At 53.2% G+C, this 17924-nt stretch carries 15 protein-coding genes and 1 pseudogene; 11 read left to right on the forward strand and 5 right to left on the reverse strand.

Annotated features, from left to right (window positions below):
• Positions 1 to 35: 35 nt before the first annotated feature.
• From ACVXHP_RS14280 to fhuB, 5 genes are all read left to right on the forward strand, one after another.
• The gene (locus ACVXHP_RS14280; RefSeq protein WP_447571688.1) at positions 36 to 1100 is read left to right on the forward strand and encodes a fimbrial protein; all 1065 of its coding nucleotides are present in this window, start codon (positions 36 to 38) and stop codon (positions 1098 to 1100) included.
• A gap of 218 nt (positions 1101 to 1318) precedes the next feature.
• Positions 1319 to 3493, forward strand: coding sequence for a ferrichrome porin FhuA (gene fhuA, locus ACVXHP_RS14285; protein ID WP_200008645.1), 2175 nt, complete (start codon positions 1319 to 1321; stop codon positions 3491 to 3493).
• A gap of 47 nt (positions 3494 to 3540) precedes the next feature.
• A complete protein-coding gene (fhuC, locus tag ACVXHP_RS14290) occupies positions 3541 to 4338 on the forward strand; it encodes a Fe3+-hydroxamate ABC transporter ATP-binding protein FhuC (protein WP_200008646.1) in 798 nt (265 codons plus the stop codon).
• The gene (gene fhuD, locus ACVXHP_RS14295) at positions 4338 to 5228 is read left to right on the forward strand and encodes a Fe(3+)-hydroxamate ABC transporter substrate-binding protein FhuD (protein ID WP_447571689.1); all 891 of its coding nucleotides are present in this window, start codon (positions 4338 to 4340) and stop codon (positions 5226 to 5228) included. Before fhuC ends, fhuD begins: the two co-directional genes overlap by 1 nt.
• 14 nt (positions 5229 to 5242) lie before the next feature.
• Positions 5243 to 7282, forward strand: a complete 2040-nt coding sequence (gene fhuB, locus ACVXHP_RS14300; protein ID WP_447571703.1) for a Fe(3+)-hydroxamate ABC transporter permease FhuB — start codon at positions 5243 to 5245, stop codon at positions 7280 to 7282.
• Positions 7283 to 7396: 114 nt separating this feature from the next.
• Here the strand turns inward: fhuB and hemL are convergent, their stop codons facing one another.
• Positions 7397 to 8677, reverse strand: coding sequence for a glutamate-1-semialdehyde 2,1-aminomutase (hemL, locus tag ACVXHP_RS14305; RefSeq protein WP_200008649.1), 1281 nt, complete (start codon positions 8675 to 8677; stop codon positions 7397 to 7399).
• Positions 8678 to 8845: 168 nt separating this feature from the next.
• Between hemL and clcA the strand changes: the two genes are divergently transcribed.
• The 3 genes and pseudogenes from clcA (at position 8846) to erpA (ending at position 10693) form a co-directional block, all read left to right on the forward strand.
• On the forward strand, positions 8846 to 10267 hold the full coding sequence (gene clcA / locus ACVXHP_RS14310) for a H(+)/Cl(-) exchange transporter ClcA (RefSeq protein WP_137365176.1): 1422 nt from the start codon (positions 8846 to 8848) through the stop codon (positions 10265 to 10267).
• A 23-nt stretch (positions 10268 to 10290) separates the two neighbouring features.
• Positions 10291 to 10356: pseudogene (gene yadW, locus ACVXHP_RS14315) on the forward strand (small protein YadW).
• Positions 10349 to 10693, forward strand: a complete 345-nt coding sequence (gene erpA, locus ACVXHP_RS14320) for an iron-sulfur cluster insertion protein ErpA (RefSeq protein ID WP_006686771.1) — start codon at positions 10349 to 10351, stop codon at positions 10691 to 10693. The pseudogene yadW and the gene erpA overlap by 8 nt, the downstream one beginning before the upstream one ends.
• A 119-nt stretch (positions 10694 to 10812) precedes the next feature.
• Here erpA and ACVXHP_RS14325 read toward each other — a convergent pair whose 3' ends face one another.
• From ACVXHP_RS14325 to mtnN, 3 genes are read right to left on the reverse strand one after another with little or no spacing between them, the layout of a single operon-like run.
• Positions 10813 to 11436 carry a TRIC cation channel family protein gene (locus ACVXHP_RS14325; protein ID WP_200008650.1) on the reverse strand — a complete coding sequence of 208 codons (624 nt, stop codon included), beginning with the start codon at positions 11434 to 11436 and terminating at the stop codon, positions 10813 to 10815.
• Between the two features lie 37 nt (positions 11437 to 11473).
• Positions 11474 to 12274 carry a vitamin B12 ABC transporter substrate-binding protein BtuF gene (gene btuF, locus ACVXHP_RS14330; RefSeq protein WP_447571690.1) on the reverse strand — a complete coding sequence of 267 codons (801 nt, stop codon included), beginning with the start codon at positions 12272 to 12274 and terminating at the stop codon, positions 11474 to 11476.
• Positions 12267 to 12965 (reverse strand): 5'-methylthioadenosine/S-adenosylhomocysteine nucleosidase, encoded by a 699-nt coding sequence (gene mtnN / locus ACVXHP_RS14335; protein WP_042312191.1) that lies wholly within the window; start codon positions 12963 to 12965, stop codon positions 12267 to 12269. The genes btuF and mtnN overlap by 8 nt, the downstream gene beginning before the upstream one ends.
• A gap of 83 nt (positions 12966 to 13048) precedes the next feature.
• Here mtnN and dgt point away from each other — a divergent pair, with 83 nt between their 5' ends.
• From dgt to cdaR, 3 genes are all read left to right on the forward strand, one after another.
• The gene (gene dgt, locus ACVXHP_RS14340; protein ID WP_447571691.1) at positions 13049 to 14566 is read left to right on the forward strand and encodes a dGTPase; all 1518 of its coding nucleotides are present in this window, start codon (positions 13049 to 13051) and stop codon (positions 14564 to 14566) included.
• A gap of 129 nt (positions 14567 to 14695) precedes the next feature.
• On the forward strand, positions 14696 to 16129 hold the full coding sequence (gene degP, locus ACVXHP_RS14345) for a serine endoprotease DegP (protein WP_200008653.1): 1434 nt from the start codon (positions 14696 to 14698) through the stop codon (positions 16127 to 16129).
• Between the two features lie 148 nt (positions 16130 to 16277).
• Positions 16278 to 17435 (forward strand): DNA-binding transcriptional regulator CdaR, encoded by a 1158-nt coding sequence (gene cdaR / locus ACVXHP_RS14350; protein ID WP_003018564.1) that lies wholly within the window; start codon positions 16278 to 16280, stop codon positions 17433 to 17435.
• Between the two features lie 83 nt (positions 17436 to 17518).
• On the opposite strand, the gene ACVXHP_RS14355 is transcribed toward cdaR, so the two are convergent.
• Positions 17519 to 17905 carry a DUF3461 family protein gene (locus ACVXHP_RS14355; RefSeq protein WP_003018562.1) on the reverse strand — a complete coding sequence of 129 codons (387 nt, stop codon included), beginning with the start codon at positions 17903 to 17905 and terminating at the stop codon, positions 17519 to 17521.
• Between the last annotated feature and the right edge of the window lie 19 nt (positions 17906 to 17924).

The raw sequence follows: 17924 nt of genomic DNA on the forward strand, positions 1-17924 counted from the left end.
ACAGTGGTCGACTATCGTTGGCGAAAGGAAGCAGGATGGCAAGGATTGCAAGCAAGGGGAGAGAGGCAGATGATTCTACCATTTTCCTGGATAGAAGGAGGATATCACTGTGTAGTCCCCTCAATTTTGTCTTCATACTGAGTGTCATTGTTATATGTACCTATATCAAATCCTCATGGGCAGACTGCGCGTTTAGTAATCCTGATGCGAATCCCACGATTACTTTTACGCTGCCCGCAAAACTTGTTGTGGAACCTGATACAGCCATTGGTACGATTATCTATGCTGGTGAAACTGCCGGGGAATCGCATGGTTTGGACTGTAATGGCAGTGTGCAACTACGTGAAGGTTATACGGTATTAACCGATGCTGATTATTCAGGTGTATTACCCGGTGTCTATAAAACAACCGTACCCGGTATTGGTTTCCGCGCCGCCCGCGCGGAGAATAAAACTGCGGCATTCACCAGTGAAAATATTATCACACCCTGGCACTATATTGGCATGACAGGAGGGAGTTGGGTGACATATGACTCGACCTATCATGTAGGCGTTGAACTGGTGGTTATTGGTACCGTTGAGTCCGGTACGCTTGATACCAGTAAATTTAATGCCGACTACCAAATGGGCAGTCTTATGGCGGCGAAACTACGTTTTGCCCCGACGACAGTTGATGTGAGGACTAATACCTGTAATCTGGTCAGCAAAGACATTAATGTCCTGATGGATACGGTAACGTCGGGAAGCCTGTCAGAAGGGCTATCACCCGTTCTGACCGACGATCGTTTTAAAATTGAGGTTAAAAATTGTGCCGCCGGAACCCATATTGACTATAAGTTTACCAGCGCAGGCTCAACGGGGGTCTCGGAAGGTAATATTTTAAATATTGCAAGCGGCGACGGCGCAGCCAGTGGGGTTGGGATTCAGATTCTCAATAACGAAAATCAAGCTCTGGATTTTGATCGGAATTATACGGGCATAGATGGCGCAGGTGGAGAAGGCGTGGAAACCATCCCTTTTAAAGCGCGATACGTGAAAACGGGAACGGTAAAGGGGGGAAAGGTCGAAGCTGTAGCAACCTTTGAGGTTAACTATCGCTAAACCTTACCAGGCCTGTATTCTGGCAGGCCTTTCTTACAGATAAACAACATTTCATCATCATTCAATAACCTTCTTCTTTCATCTGTTTATTTCTTAACCCCTTAATTCTGGTAGGGACTTTTATTGCTTGCTATGCGTCCTTGCGCTGTCCTATTATGCTGCCGTTATAATAATAATTCTCGTTTACGTTATCATTCACTTTCATCAGAGATATACCAATGGCGCGTCTTAAAACTGCTCAGCCAAACTCCTCGCTGCGTAAAATTGCAGTCGTGGTAGCCACAGCGGTTAGCGGCATGTCTGTCTATGCACAGGCGGCGGTTCAACCGAAAGAAGAAACTATCACCGTAACCGCAGCGCCAGCCGCACAAGAAAGCGCATGGGGACCTTCGCCAACCATTGCCGCGAAGCGTTCCGCCACCGCCACCAAAACTGATACGCCTATCGAAAAGACGCCGCAGTCTGTTTCGGTAGTAACGCGTGAAGAGATGGATATGCATCAGCCTGGTTCGGTGAAAGAGGCTTTAGCCTATACTCCCGGAGCTGCTGTTTCTACGCGTGGCGCTTCCAGTACTTATGATTTCGTGATTATTCGTGGCTTCTATACGCCAGGGCCCACACCAAACAATTACCTTGATGGTGTCAAGCTACAGGGTGATTACTACAGCTCTGCCGTCGTTGATCCTTACATGCTTGAACGCGTCGAACTAATGCGTGGGCCAACGTCTGTCCTTTACGGGAAAAGTAATCCGGGCGGCTTGATCTCCATGGTCAGCAAAAGCCCGACATCAGAGCCGTTAAAAGAAATTCAATTCAAAATGGGCTCGGATAATCTGTTCCAAACCGGTTTTGATTTCAGCGATTCCCTGGATGATGATGGCATCTATTCTTATCGTTTGACTGGGTTGGCACGTTCTAATGACGAACAACAAGATTTTGCGAAACAGAAACGTTATGCCATTGCTCCAGTATTTAGCTGGAAGCCTGATGACCGAACCAACCTGACTCTGCGAGCAAACATTCAGAATGAACCGTCAACTGGCTATTACGGCTGGCTGCCGAAACAAGGTACGGTCGATCCGTTACCCGATGGTTCCCGTTTGCCAGTGAGCTTTACGGATTATGCGCCGAACAATACCTATTCGCGTTATGAGCGAATGGTTGGCTACAGCTTTGAACACAGTTTTGATGATACCTTCACTGTGCGTCAAAATTTACGTTATAGCCAAATCAAAACCTCTCAACAGAGTGTGTACGGTTTCGGCGCAGTGGGTAATCAGCTGACCCGTCAGATTATCGTCGCCGATGAACGCTACAATGATTTTGGTGTAGATACACAATTGGAAAGCAAGTTTGCGACGGGCGATATTGGTCACACGCTGCTTACCGGTGTCGACTATTCACGTCTACGAAATGATATTGATAACGCCTACGGAAGTGCGCCTCCGTTAGATATGAATAATCCGGTGTATGAGGATGTAGATTTCCCGGATGCGAAGCCGTTCCAGCTCAACACACAGCACCAAACGGGTGTGTATGTACAGGATCAACTGGAATGGAATAAATGGGTTGCAACGCTTGGCGGGCGCTATGACTGGTCTCAGCAGGCAACCACTATTCGTTCCAGCAATCAAAAAGTTGAACGTAACGATGAGCAGTTCACCTGGCGCGGTGGGATTAACTATCTTTTTGACAATGGTATTACGCCATACTTCAGCTACAGCGAATCTTTTGAGCCGAACCCTTCAAAAGCATGGGCGGCAACACCTGCTGATAACGTTGCTTATGCGCCGTCAAAAGGTAAGCAATATGAAGCTGGCGTGAAATATGTTCCAAAAGATCTGCCCGTTGTTGTTACTGCCGCGGTATATGAGTTAACGAAAACGAATAACCTGACCACCGACCCGCTTAATCCGTTTGCGCAGGTTCCGGCGGGTGAAATACGTTCTCGTGGCGTTGAATTAGAAGCAAAAGCCGCAGTGAACGCAAACATTAACCTGACAGCGTCTTATACATATACCGATGCGGAATATACAGAAGACACGACGCTTAAAGGTAAAACACCTGTTCAGGTACCAAAAAACATGGCCTCTCTGTGGGGGGATTACACCTTCTACGAAGGCCCGTTATCTGGGTTAACGCTGGGAACCGGTGGCCGTTATGTCGGTTCTAGCTATGGCGATCCTGGAAATACTTTCAAGGTGGGTAGCTCAACCGTGATGGATGCTGTCGTTAAATACGATCTCGCTCGTCTCGGTATGGCAGGTTCCAGCGTTGCGGTTAACGTTACTAATCTGTTTGACCGTGAATACGTTGCCAGCTGCTTTGATACTTATGGCTGCTTCTGGGGCGCAGAACGTCAGGTCGTTGCAACCGCAACCTTCCGTTTCTAATTTCTCTTTGGGCACGCTTTGCGTGCCCGTTTTACAAGTTGGCTGCTATGCAGGAAAACAGATCCCATCCCGACACCACTTTTGCGTTGCGTAATGTCTCCTTTCGTGTGCCAGGGCGCACGCTTTTGCATCCCCTCTCGTTAACGTTTCCCGTGGGAAAAGTGACAGGACTTATCGGTCACAACGGTTCCGGAAAATCGACGTTACTGAAAATGCTGGGACGTCATCAGCCGCCGTCAGAAGGCGAAATCCTGCTAGACGACCAGCCGCTGGAGAGCTGGAGCAGTAAAGCGTTTGCCCGCAAGGTTGCTTATCTGCCGCAGCAACTGCCGCAAGCTGAAGGGATGACCGTCCGCGAGCTGGTGGCCATTGGCCGCTACCCGTGGCATGGCGCGCTGGGACGGTTTGGTGTGGCTGACCGGGAGAAAGTAGAAGAAGCCATTTCGCTGGTGGGTTTAAAACCTTTGGCACATCGTCTGGTCGATAGCCTGTCCGGTGGGGAACGCCAGCGTGCGTGGATCGCCATGCTGGTGGCGCAGGATAGCCGCTGTCTGCTACTTGACGAACCGACCTCCGCGCTGGATATCGCCCATCAGGTTGACGTGCTGGCGCTGGTGCATCGCTTAAGCCAGCAGCGTGGGCTGACGGTGGTTGCGGTGCTACACGATATCAACATGGCGGCCCGCTATTGCGATTACTTAGTTGCGCTGCGCGGCGGTGAAATGATTGCGCAAGGAACGCCGGCTGAACTGATGCGCAGTGAAACGCTGGAACAGATTTACGGCATCCCGATGGGCATTTTGCCGCATCCGGCTGGTGCCGCACCCGTGAGTTTTGTCTATTAATGATCGGATTACCTCATATTACCCGTCGGCGGCTGCTGACGGCGATGGCGCTGTCGCCGCTGCTGTGGCGGATGAATACGGCGCATGCGGCGGCGATTGATCCGCGGCGTATTGTGGCGCTGGAATGGCTGCCGGTAGAGCTGTTGCTGGCGCTGGGCATTACCCCCTATGGCGTTGCGGACGTCCCCAATTACAAATTATGGGTCAATGAACCTCCGTTGCCGGATTCGGTGATTGACGTCGGGCTACGTACGGAACCCAATCTCGAACTGCTTACCGAAATGAAGCCCTCGTTTCTGGTGTGGTCGGCAGGTTATGGCCCCGCCCCCGAAAAGCTGGCGCGGATTGCGCCCGGACAGGGATTTAACTTCAGCGATGGCAAAAAGCCGCTGGCGGTTGCGCGTCAGTCGCTGCAGGAAATGGCGCAGTTGCTGAATCTGCCAGCTTCTGCTGAACGCCATCTGACTGAATACGAACGTTTTATCGCCAGCCTGAAACCGCGCTTTATCCAACGTGGCGCGCGTCCCGTGCTCCTGACGTCCCTACTTGATTCGCGGCATATGCTGGTGTTTGGCCCGAACAGCCTGTTCCAGGAGGTGCTGGACGAATATGGGATCCCCAACGCCTGGCAGGGAGAAACCAACTTCTGGGGCAGCACTGCCGTGAGTATTGACCGGCTTGCAGCCTATAAGGATGTTGATGTGCTGTGCTTTGATCACGGCAACAACAGCGAAATGGATGTGCTGATGTCTACGCCGTTATGGCGGGCGATGACGTTTGTCCGTAGCGGACGTTTTCAGCGCGTGCCTGCCGTCTGGTTTTATGGTGCAACGCTGTCCGCGATGCATTTTGCCCGCATTCTGGATAATGCACTGGGAGGCAAAGCGTGAGCAGGAAATTTGAAATGCCGGATGGCGACGCTAAAAGCGCCTTATCCGGCCTACGGTTTGCGCGCGTTGTAGGCCGGATAAGGCGAAACCGCCATCCGGCGTTACTGTTGCTGGTACTGGTTATTGTTGCTCTCTGGCTGACCTGGGTTAACTTCTCTGTGGCATTACCGCGCAGCCAGTGGCAACAGGCAATCTGGTCACCGAATATCAATGCTATTGAGCAGATGGTTTTTCACTACAGCCTGCTGCCGAGGCTGGCGATTTCGCTATTAGTTGGCGCCGGGCTGGGTTTGGTTGGCGTGTTGTTTCAGCAGGTTCTGCGTAACCCACTGGCAGAACCCACTACGTTAGGTGTCGCAACCGGGGCGCAGTTAGGCATTACGGTCACGACGCTGTGGGCGATTCCGGGGGCGCTGACCGCGCAATTTGCGGCGCTGGCAGGGGCCTGTATCGTTGGGGCGCTGGTGTTCGGCGTCGCCTGGGGCAAACGTCTTTCCCCCGTGACGCTAATCCTTGCCGGTCTGGTGGTCAGCCTGTACTGCGGGGCGATTAACCAGTTGATGGTGCTCTTCCATCACGATCAGCTGCAAAGCATGTTTTTATGGAGCAGTGGCTCGCTGACGCAAACCGACTGGACTGGCGTTCAGCGTTTGTGGCCGCAACTGCTGGGTGGCGTGATGCTGACGCTGCTGTTATTACGCCCAATGACGCTGATGGGACTGGATGACGGCGTAGCGCGCAACCTTGGGCTGGCGCTATCGCTGGCGCGCCTGGCGGCATTGACGCTGGCGATTGTCATCAGCGCCTTGCTGGTTAACGCCGTGGGAATTATCGGTTTTATCGGCCTGTTTGCCCCGCTGCTGGCGAAAATGCTCGGTGCCCGGCGCTTACTGGCGCGTCTGCTGCTGGCTCCGCTGATTGGCGCGCTAATCCTATGGCTCTCCGACCAAATCATTCTGTGGCTGACCCGGGTATGGATGGAAGTCTCCACCGGCTCGGTGACGGCGCTGATTGGCGCACCGCTGCTGCTGTGGCTGCTGCCGCGCCTTAAGAGCATGAGCGCACCGGATATGAATGCCAGCAACCGCATCGCCGCTGAGCGTCAAAATGTACTGATGTTTGCGCTGGCGGGCGGTGCGATTTTACTGCTGACGGTCATCGTGGCGCTGTCGTTCGGACGTGATGCGCACGGCTGGACATGGGCCAGCGGCGCGATGCTTGATGAACTGATGCCCTGGCGCTGGCCACGTATTCTGGCGGCGCTGATTGCCGGGGTTATGCTGGCGGTGGCGGGGTGCATTATTCAGCGTCTGACCGGAAATCCAATGGCCAGCCCGGAAGTCCTCGGTATTAGCTCCGGGGCGGCATTTGGCGTGGTGTTAATGCTGTTTCTGGTGCCCGGCAATGCCTTTAGCTGGCTGCTCCCCGCCGGGAGCCTCGGAGCGGCGGTCACTCTGCTTATCATCATGGTTGCCGCCGGGCGCGGCGGTTTTTCGCCGCACCGCATGCTGCTGGCAGGGATGGCGCTCAGCACGGCGTTTACAATGCTACTAATGATGCTGCAGGCCAGCGGCGATCCGCGCATGGCGGGCGTATTGACATGGATCTCCGGTTCAACCTATAACGCGACAGGCGAGCAGGTATTGCATACCGGGATAGTGATGGTTTTCTTGCTGGCGCTGACGCCGTTGTGTCGTCGTTGGTTGACGATTTTACCGCTGGGCGGCGATACGGCGCGGGCGGTCGGTATGGCGTTGACGCCGTCACGCGTGGGGTTACTGCTGTTGGCGGCGGGATTGACGGCGACAGCAACCATGACGATTGGGCCGTTGAGCTTTGTTGGGCTGATGGCGCCGCATATTGCTCGCATGATGGGATTTCGCCGGGCGATGCCGCATATGCTGATTTCAGCGCTGGCGGGCGGTGTGCTGCTGGTCTTTGCCGACTGGTGCGGCAGAATGGTGCTGTTTCCGTATCAGATCCCAGCGGGATTACTGTCGACGTTTATCGGCGCGCCGTACTTTATCTATCTACTGAGAAAGCAGAGCCGCTGAGGCTGATTCTTTTCATGCAGGCCGGATAAGACGCTTTGCGTCGCCATCCAGTAATAAAAAAGCCGGGTGGCGGCTTCGCCTTACCCGGCCTGCGTTGTATCTGGACGTTCTCTTTTACAATTTCGCAAACACCCGACGCGCGGCGTCGATGGTGTTATTGATATCTTCTTCACTGTGCGCCACAGACATAAAGCCCGCTTCGAAGGCGGACGGCGCCAGGTAAATCCCTTCATCCAGCATCATGTGGAAGAAACGCTTAAAGCGTTCAACGTCGCATGCCATCACATCCTGATAGCAGGTCACTGTTTCTGCATCGGTGAAGAAAATCCCGAACATCCCGCCCACATGGTTAACCACCAGCGGAATATTGGCGTCTTTGGCCGCTTCCAACAGACCTTCCGCCAGACGCGTTGTCAATTCGTTCAGCGTTTCATGAATACCCGGTTGCGCCACTTCGGTCAGACAAGCAAAGCCCGCCGCCATCGCAATCGGGTTACCGGACAGCGTACCCGCCTGGTAAACCGGCCCGGTCGGCGCAAGGGCGTCCATCACATCACGACGGCCACCGAATGCGCCAACGGGCATTCCGCCGCCGATGATTTTGCCCAGGCAGGTCAGGTCCGGAACAACGCCGTAATAATCCTGCGCACCGGCCAGCGCCACGCGGAAACCGGTCATCACTTCATCGATGATCAACAGCGCGCCAAACTCATCGCACAGCGCACGCAGACCTGGCAGGAACTCCGGCAGCGGCGGGATGCAGTTCATGTTGCCTGCGACTGGCTCAACGATAATGCAGGCGATCTCCTGCGGGTATTGCTCAAACGCCGCACGTACCGAGGCGAGATCGTTGTAGGTGCAGGTCAGGGTGTGTTTCGCGAAATCAGCCGGAACGCCAGGGGAGTTCGGCTGGCCCAGCGTTAACGCGCCGGAACCGGCTTTGACCAGCAGGCAGTCAGCATGACCATGGTAGCAGCCTTCGAATTTGATGATCTTATCGCGACCGGTAAAACCGCGCGCTAGACGGATGGCGCTCATTGTCGCTTCCGTACCGGAGTTCACCATGCGCACCATGTCCATGGTCGGCACGAGTTCAGTGACCAGCTCCGCCATTTTCACTTCCATCTCGGTCGGCGCGCCGAAGCTTAAACCGCGTTCTGCGGCTTCAATCACCGCGTTCCGGATTGCCGGATGGTTATGGCCCAGCACCATCGGTCCCCAGGAACCGACGTAATCGACATAGGCTTTACCATCGACATCATACAGATACGCGCCGTCCGCTTTTTCAATAAACAGCGGAGTACCACCCACGCCAGTAAAGGCGCGAACGGGGGAGTTAACGCCGCCGGGGATAAGTTCGCGTGCTGCGCTGTAGAGATTTTCAGACTTACTCATGGATGGGGTCCTGGTTCGTAGAAAAAGTAAATGCCCGCTATTCTAGTTATTCAGAGAAGGTTATGAAAGTTTTACGCAATTGAAACAATGCGATTTGCAGGGGATTTTCGTGAAATGTGCGAGTAGAATGCCGATTCCGTATTTGTATTACCAATTAATGATCATCTGATGAAGACAGACACTCCCTCTTTTGAAGCACAACAAATTGTGCGTTTACGCCGCAGGGATCAAATCCGTCGACTCCTGGAACGAGACAAAACGCCGTTGGCGATCCTCTTAATGGCCGCGGTAGTGGGTACCGTGACGGGACTTGTGGGCGTAGCCTTTGAGAAAGCGGTAACCTGGGTGCAGAATCAGCGCATTGGCGCGCTGGCTCAGGTTGCTGACCATGCCATTCTGCTGTGGCCGCTGGCGTTTATCCTCTCTGCATTGCTGGCGATGGTCGGCTATTTTCTGGTGCGTAAATTTGCGCCGGAAGCGGGTGGTTCAGGGATCCCGGAGATTGAAGGCGCTTTGGAAGAATTGCGACCTGTCCGCTGGTGGCGCGTATTGCCGGTGAAATTTATCGGCGGTATGGGCACGCTGGGTGCTGGGATGGTGCTCGGGCGAGAAGGGCCGACCGTGCAGATTGGCGGCAACATCGGGCGTATGGTGCTGGATATTTTCCGTATGCGCAGCGCCGAAGCGCGGCATACCCTGCTGGCTACCGGTGCCGCTGCGGGCTTGTCGGCGGCGTTTAATGCCCCTCTGGCGGGGATCCTGTTCATTATTGAAGAGATGCGTCCCCAGTTTCGCTATAACCTCGTGTCGATCAAAGCCGTGTTTACCGGCGTCATCATGTCGAGCATTGTGTTTCGCGTTTTCAACGGTGAAGCCCCGATTATTGAAGTTGGCAAGCTCTCCAATGCGCCGGTTAATACGCTGTGGCTGTATCTGGTGCTGGGGATTATTTTTGGCTGCGTCGGACCGTTGTTTAATACCATGGTGTTGCGTACCCAGGATATGTTCCAGCGTTTCCACGGTGGCGAGATTAAAAAATGGGTGCTCATGGGCGGCGCGATTGGCGGCCTGTGCGGGATCCTGGGATTAATTAAACCTGAAGCGGCAGGCGGCGGGTTTAACCTGATCCCGATTGCTGCGGCGGGCAATTTTAGCGTCGGTCTGCTGCTGTTTATCTTTATTACCCGGGTGATTACCACGCTGCTGTGCTTCTCGTCCGGTGCGCCTGGCGGGATTTTTGCCCCGATGCTGGCGTTAGGCACATTGCTTGGTACCGCGTTCGGTATGGCCGCAGCGGCCTTTTTCCCGCATTATCACCTCGAGGCCGGGACCTTCGCCATCGCCGGAATGGGAGCCTTGTTGGCGGCGTCGGTCAGGGCGCCGCTCACCGGTATTGTGCTGGTGCTGGAGATGACCGATAACTATCAGCTCATTTTGCCAATGATTATTACCTGTCTTGGCGCAACACTATTAGCCCAATTTATGGGCGGAAAGCCGCTATACTCGACTATCCTTGCCCGCACGCTGGCAAAACAGGAAGCGGAGCAGGCGGCAAAAAGCCAGGGTACCGCCGCTGGCGAGAATACTTGAACGAAATACCAGGGTATTAGATAATGGCTTTAACCATTGGGTTATAATTTGCCCAATTGCCAATGTCGTTTGGAGCAAAATATGAGTGATGACGTAGCGCTGCCACTGCAATTTACTGAAGCAGCAGCCAATAAAGTAAAAAGCCTGATCGCTGACGAAGATAACCCGAACCTGAAATTACGCGTGTATATCACCGGCGGTGGTTGCAGCGGTTTCCAGTATGGTTTCACCTTTGATGATCAGGTGAACGATGGTGATATGACCATTGAGAAACAAGGTGTTGGTCTGGTAGTTGATCCGATGAGCCTGCAATATCTGGTGGGCGGTTCGGTTGACTATACCGAAGGTCTGGAAGGTTCCCGCTTCGTTGTGACTAACCCGAATGCCAAAAGCACCTGCGGGTGTGGTTCTTCTTTCAGCATCTGATAGCTGTCTGTGATACCGATGGTCTGATGGTGTAGGCCCGGTAAGCGTAGCGCCAGCGGGCAATGTGCCGGATGGCGGCGTAAACGCCTTATCCGGCCTACATGTTCTGTATCGTCACATCAACGTCCGTTTTCATCCAGTGCAAACGTTGGCAATTTCAAATGCCAGCGAATGGCGGCCAGCCGAATCAGCAGGGTGACAATCATCCCCATCATACTGGCGTTTTCCAGCGAAACATCAAAGGTATAAAACGCGGTCGCATGTACGATCCCGCCGATAATACAGGCCGTAGCGTAGATTTCGGTGCGCAAAATCATCGGTACTTCGCGGGCTAATACGTCACGAATGATCCCTCCGCCAACGCCGGTAATCACTCCCATACAAATCGCCACCAGGGGCCCTGTCCCGGCAATAAATGCTTTGTTGACGCCAATGCCGACGAATACCGCCAGACCAACGGCATCCAGCACCGGCAGGATCCACTTTGGCAAACGTCGGGGCTGACGCACTAGCAGGATCGTCAGCATGCTGGTGATCATCGCCACCACCAGATCGGTAGGATCCTTAACCCAAAAAACCGGTCCGTTATCCAGCGCCATATCGCGGATCGTACCGCCACCGACGGCTGTTACCACGCCTAAGACCAGAACGCCGAAGGGATCCATACGCAGTTTTCCGGCAAGCAATACGCCAGAGATAGCAAATACCGCGGTACCGACAATATCCAGCCAATAGACGAGCATGTTTTAATCCTCACAACAAACCTGGTGGGGGCAGGCGCTAATTTACCTGTGAAAGCGCATTGCAGAGTTGTTTTGCGGCGAGGATAATACGCGGGCTCGCACGTTCGAACCAATCACTATTAAGGGTAATAACCGGGATTTTAAGCTGATCTCCCCAATATTGCTCAATTTTCAGCGTTTCGCCCGATCCGCCGGTGGCAACAATAGCCTGCGGCGCTCTTGCCAGGACCTGTTCACGGCTGACCTGCGGCCAGGGAACCCGGCTACCGGCAAAGATGTTTTCTCCGCCGCATACCTCAAGAACCTCGTGCTGAATGGAGCCTTTCCCACTGGTAAACAGAGGATTCGCCCCAAACTGGAGAAACACGCGTTTTTTCGGTTTGTTGGCATACTGAGATTTTAGTAAAGCATATTCATCAAGCAACGTTTTTGCCGCCTGTTTGGCCTGCTCTGGCCTGGGGCTCCATGGCGCCAACTGGCGTAGCGCATCGGCGACCTGCTCAATGGTAACGGCATCCACCCAGATGACCTTAATGCCCAGCGCGGTTAGCTGATTAACCTGCCGCTCAGCATTTCCTCCGCGCCAGGCGATGACCAAATCCGGTTTTAGCGCCACAATGCGTTCCAGATTCATGCCTTGCCAGGTTGAGACCTCTTCAATATTTTGGGCCTCGGGCGGGTAATTTGAGAAGCTGCTGACGCCAACGGGCGTAATGCCTGCGGCAAAGGCGAGTTCAGTATTGGCAGGAGAAAGCGTAACAACACGCGGTGCGGCGTGAAGGAACGCCGGAAGAGTGAAAAGCAGGGCGACCAGCGCCCTGGAGAGTAATTTAGCCATGCGCCAGTTTCTGTACCAGCGTTTCAACCATCAGGCTTGACTGCTTCGCGGCGACGACCAGAAACTCGTCAAAGCTGAGATGGGACTGCTGATCGGCGACGTCAGAGATGGCGCGAACCACCACGAACGGCACGTTAAAATTGTGGCAAACATGCGCAATTGCGGTTGCTTCCATCTCAACGGCAATCGCCTGTGGGAAGTTATGTTGAATTTTTGCCAGGCCAACAGAGCCATTAATGAAGGCATCGCCGCTGACGATAAGCCCACGGACGGCATTCAGATTCAGTTCTGCAATGCAGGCTTCTGCCGCAGCTATCAGCGCAGGATCGGCTTTAAAACCCGCCGGGCAACCCGGTAGCTGACCAAATTCATAGCCAAAGGCCGTGACGTCGGCATCGTGATAGCGCGCTTCATCAGAAACCACGATATCGCCGACTTTCAGCGTAGAGGCCAGGCCGCCCGCTGAACCGGTATTAATGATGGCGTCCGGCTTGCAGCGTTCAAGCAGCAACGTAGCGCCCAGTGCCGCAGCGACTTTACCGATGCCTGATTTCAGTAGCGCAACCTCAGTACCGTTCAGTTGGCCGGTGTAAATTTCACAACCGCCGAGAGCGATGGTCTGACGGTTTTCGATTTTGTCACGCAGTAGCGTAACTTCTTCTTCCATTGCACCAATGATGCCGATTTTCATAGATTTACTCGCGATAAGCCAGATTTGAGGGCATAGTCTATCATGCGCTTAAGGGGTAGCGCATTTCTCAGGCGGGAGAGGACATGGCACAGATCGATTTCCGAAAAAAAATAAACTGGCATCGTCGTTACCGTTCGCCGCAGGGCGTGAAGACTGAGCATGAGATCCTGCGTATTTTCGAAAGCGATCGGGGACGCATTATCAATTCTCCGGCAATTCGCCGACTGCAACAAAAGACCCAGGTCTTTCCGCTGGAACGTAATGCGGCAGTGCGCACGCGTTTAACGCACTCAATGGAAGTCCAGCAGGTTGGTCGCTATATCGCGAAAGAGATCCTCAGCCGACTCAAAGAGCAAAAGTTGCTGGAGCAGTATGGTCTGGATGAACTGACGGGACCGTTTGAGAGTATTGTCGAAATGTCCTGCCTGATGCATGACATTGGCAATCCGCCGTTTGGTCATTTTGGTGAAGCGGCGATTAATGACTGGTTCCGCCAGCGACTGTACCCCGCAGATGCTGAAAGCCAGCCACTCAGCGATGACCGCTGCCTGGTGGCGGCATTACGTTTGCGCGAAGGCGAAGAATCACTGAATGATATTCGCCGTAAAGTGCGACAGGACTTGTGTCATTTTGAAGGCAATGCGCAAGGGATTCGTCTGGTGCATACCCTGATGCGCATGAATCTTACCTGGGCGCAGGTTGGCGGTATTTTGAAATATACCCGTCCGGCGTGGTGGCGCGGCAATACGCCCGCAACACACGACTATTTAATGAAGAAACCAGGCTATTATCTTTCTGAAGAACTGTATATTGAGAGGTTACGTAAAGAATTATCATTAGCGCCTTACAGTCGCTTTCCATTAACCTGGATTATGGAAGCTGCCGATGATATCTCTTATTGCGTGGCCGATCTGGAAGATGCCGTTGAGAAAAGAATCTTTAGCGTCGAACAACTTTATCATCATCTGTATGACGCGTGGGGACACCATGAAAAAGGTTCGCTGTTCAGTCTGGTGGTAGAGAACGCCTGGGAGAAATCACGTTCAAATACATTAAGCCGGAGTACCGAAGATCAGTTCTTTATGTATTTACGCGTTAATACCTTGAATAAACTGGTGCCGTACGCTGCTCAGCGATTTATCGATAACTTGCCGCAGATTTTCGAGGGAAGTTTTAATCACGCACTGTTAGAAGACGCCAGCAGCTTCAGCCAGTTGCTGGGCGTCTATAAAAATGTGGCGATAAAACATGTCTTTAGCCACCCTGACGTCGAACAACTAGAGTTACAGGGCTATCGGGTGATCAGCGGGCTGCTGGAAATCTATCAACCGTTATTAAAAATGACTCAGTTAGATTTTACTGAATTGGTCGAAAATGAAAGAGTAAAACGTTTTCCTATCGAGTCCCGGTTATTTCAGAAGTTGTCTACTCGCCATCGCCTTGCTTATGTGGAGGCTGTCAGTAAAATATCGGTTAGTTGCGCTGAGTTTCCTGTGCTGGAATATTATTATCGTTGCCGTTTGATTCAGGATTATATCAGCGGGATGACAGATTTATACGCCTGGGATGAATATCGTCGATTGATGGCAGTAGAACAATAAATAATCATTTGTAAAGATCGACAATAAAATTTTACTTTTTCCTTAAACTTAAATCTGGAACTTAGCGCTATAAAACGACTCTGACGTATACAGCAATTTTGCGTTACCTGTTAATCGAGAACGAAACACATGAAAAAAACCACATTAGCAATGAGTGCACTGGCTCTGAGTTTAGGTTTGGCGTTGTCCCCCTTGTCTGCAACAGCGGCTGAAACGGCGTCTTCAGCAACGACCGCCCAACAGATGCCAAGCCTGGCCCCGATGCTTGAAAAAGTGATGCCATCGGTGGTGAGTATTAACGTCGAGGGGAGCACGACGGTGAATACGCCGCGCATGCCGCGTAATTTCCAGCAGTTCTTCGGTGATAATTCCCCGTTCTGCCAGGACGGTTCTCCGTTCCAGAGTTCGCCGTTCTGCCAGGGCGGCGCACCGGGTGCGGATAACGGCGGCGGTCAGCAGCAAAAATTTATGGCGCTGGGCTCCGGCGTAATTATTGATGCCGCGAAAGGGTATGTTGTGACCAACAACCACGTGGTAGATAACGCCACGGTGATTAAAGTTCAACTGAGCGATGGTCGTAAATTTGACGCGAAGATCGTGGGTAAAGATCCACGCTCCGATATCGCGCTGATCCAGATTCAGGATCCGAAAAACCTGACGGCAATTAAGCTGGCAGATTCCGACGCGCTGCGCGTGGGTGATTACACCGTGGCAATTGGTAACCCGTTTGGCCTCGGTGAGACCGTCACCTCCGGTATCGTTTCTGCGCTGGGTCGTAGCGGCCTGAATGCGGAAAACTACGAGAACTTTATCCAGACGGATGCTGCGATCAACCGGGGTAACTCCGGTGGCGCACTGGTCAACCTGAACGGTGAGCTGATCGGGATTAACACCGCGATCCTCGCGCCGGACGGCGGTAATATCGGGATCGGTTTTGCCATCCCAAGCAACATGGTGAAAAACCTGACCTCGCAGATGGTTGAGTTCGGCCAGGTTAAACGTGGCGAGCTGGGCATTATGGGTACCGAGCTGAGCTCTGAGCTGGCGAAGGCGATGAAAGTTGACGCACAGCGTGGCGCATTCGTCAGCCAGGTAATGCCGAACTCTTCCGCAGCGAAAGCGGGTATTAAAGCCGGGGACGTGATTACCTCCCTGAACGGTAAACCTATCAGCAGCTTTGCCGCACTGCGTGCGCAGGTGGGAACTATGCCGGTAGGCAGCAAAATTAACCTTGGCCTGCTGCGCGACGGTAAGCCTGTTACTGTGAATCTGGAACTGCAGCAGAGCAGCCAGACCCAGGTTGATTCCAGCTCTATCTTCACCGGTATTGAAGGTGCCGATATGAGCAACAAGGGCCAGGACAAAGGGGTCGTGGTAAGCGACGTGAAACCGAAGTCTCCGGCTGCCCAGATTGGCCTGAAGAAAGGGGATGTGATTATCGGTGCGAACCAGCAACCGGTGAAAAATATCGCCGAACTGCGCAAAATTCTCGACAGCAAACCGGCTGTGCTGGCGCTGAACATTCAGCGTGGCGACAGCTCGATCTATCTGTTGATGCAGTAATCTCCCTCAACCCCTTCCTGTACAGGAAGGGGTTTCTTTTTGTGATACTTCCCACAACTCCATACTTCTCTCTTCCGCTTTGTGCATTTGCACAATGTCGTCGCTTGTTATCTTCCTTATGCTTGATCTCTGCTCACAGGAGGGGTTTATGGCTGGCTGGCATCTTGATACCAAAATGGCGCAGGATATCGTGGCGCGTACCATGCGCATAATTGATACCAATATCAACGTAATGGATGCCCGTGGGCGGATAATTGGCAGCGGCGATCGCGAACGAATTGGTGAATTGCACGAAGGTGCGCTGCTGGTGCTTTCTCAGGGGCGGGTGGTCGATATTGACGATGCGGTCGCACGGCATTTACACGGTGTGCGACAGGGGATCAACCTGCCGTTGCGTCTGGAGGGCGAAATCGTTGGCGTTATCGGTCTTACCGGCGAACCGGAACATCTGCGCAAATACGGCGAATTGGTGTGTATGACCGCCGAAATGATGCTGGAACAGTCGCGTCTGATGCATCTTTTAGCCCAGGACAGCCGTCTGCGTGAAGAGCTGGTGATGAACCTGATTCAGGCGGAAGAAAATACCCCAGCGCTAATGGAATGGGCGCAGCGTTTAGGCATCGATTTAAATCAGCCGCGCGTGGTGGCGGTAGTGGAAGTCGACAGCGGTCAGCTTGGCGTCGACAGCGCCATGGCTGAGCTACAGCAATTACAGAATGCGTTGACCACGCCCGAGCGTAATAATCTGATTGCGATTGTTTCCCTGACCGAGATGGTGGTGCTGAAACCCGCGCTCAATCAGTTTGGCCGCTGGGATGCCGAAGATCATCGCAAACGCGTTGAACAGCTTATTGCCCGGATGAAAGAGAACGGACAGCTGCGTTTTCGCGTCTCGCTCGGCAACTATTTTACCGGACCTGGCAGCATTGCCCGTTCGTATCGTACGGCGCGTACCACCATGATGGTCGGTAAGCAGCGGATGCCGGAAAGCCGAAGCTATTTCTATCAGGATCTGATGCTGCCGGTATTGCTGGACAGCCTGCGCGGTGGCTGGCAGGCCAATGAGCTGGCGCGTCCGTTGGTACGGTTAAAAGCAATGGATAACAACGGTTTGCTACGTCGGACGTTAGCGGCATGGTTTCGGCATAACGTTCAGCCGCTGGCGACCTCAAAAGCCTTGTTTATTCATCGTAATACGCTGGAGTATCGCCTGAATCGTATTTCAGAACTGACCGGGCTGGATTTGGGGAATTTTGACGACAGGCTGCTGCTGTATGTGGCGTTGCAGTTAGATGAGCAGCATTGATTGCCTGATGGCGTGACGCTTATCAGGCAAAATGCCGGGTGGCGGCTTCGCCTTACCCGGCCTAAAAATACACCCACTCGCGGTTATTTACGCGTGAGTTTTTCCAGATCGGCTTCAATTTCGCTGATCTTGTTGGTCACGACGCTTTCCAGATGACGTAAATCATCGAGGATCTTACGTTTAAGATCGACTTCGCTGCGATCGCGCTGGCAGATCTGATCCAGTTCATCGATCACATAGCGCAGGTTGGGACTGATCTCCTGCACTTCTTTGTAACCCTGGCCGACGCCATCGGCGACAACCGTTTTACGCTGGCGGGGATATTTGAACTTCACGCTCTTGGCAAAAAACTCGCCTTTATCCTTCTGGAAATAGATTTTCAGGATATCGTTGTTGGCTTCTTGCCGCAGGCTGTAACGATCGATCTCTTCAGGATTAGTAATGCCCAGACTTTTCAGATTGTCATACATAGCGGTACCCTTAAGCTCA

The organism is Citrobacter freundii complex sp. 2025EL-00176 (assembly GCF_053309355.1).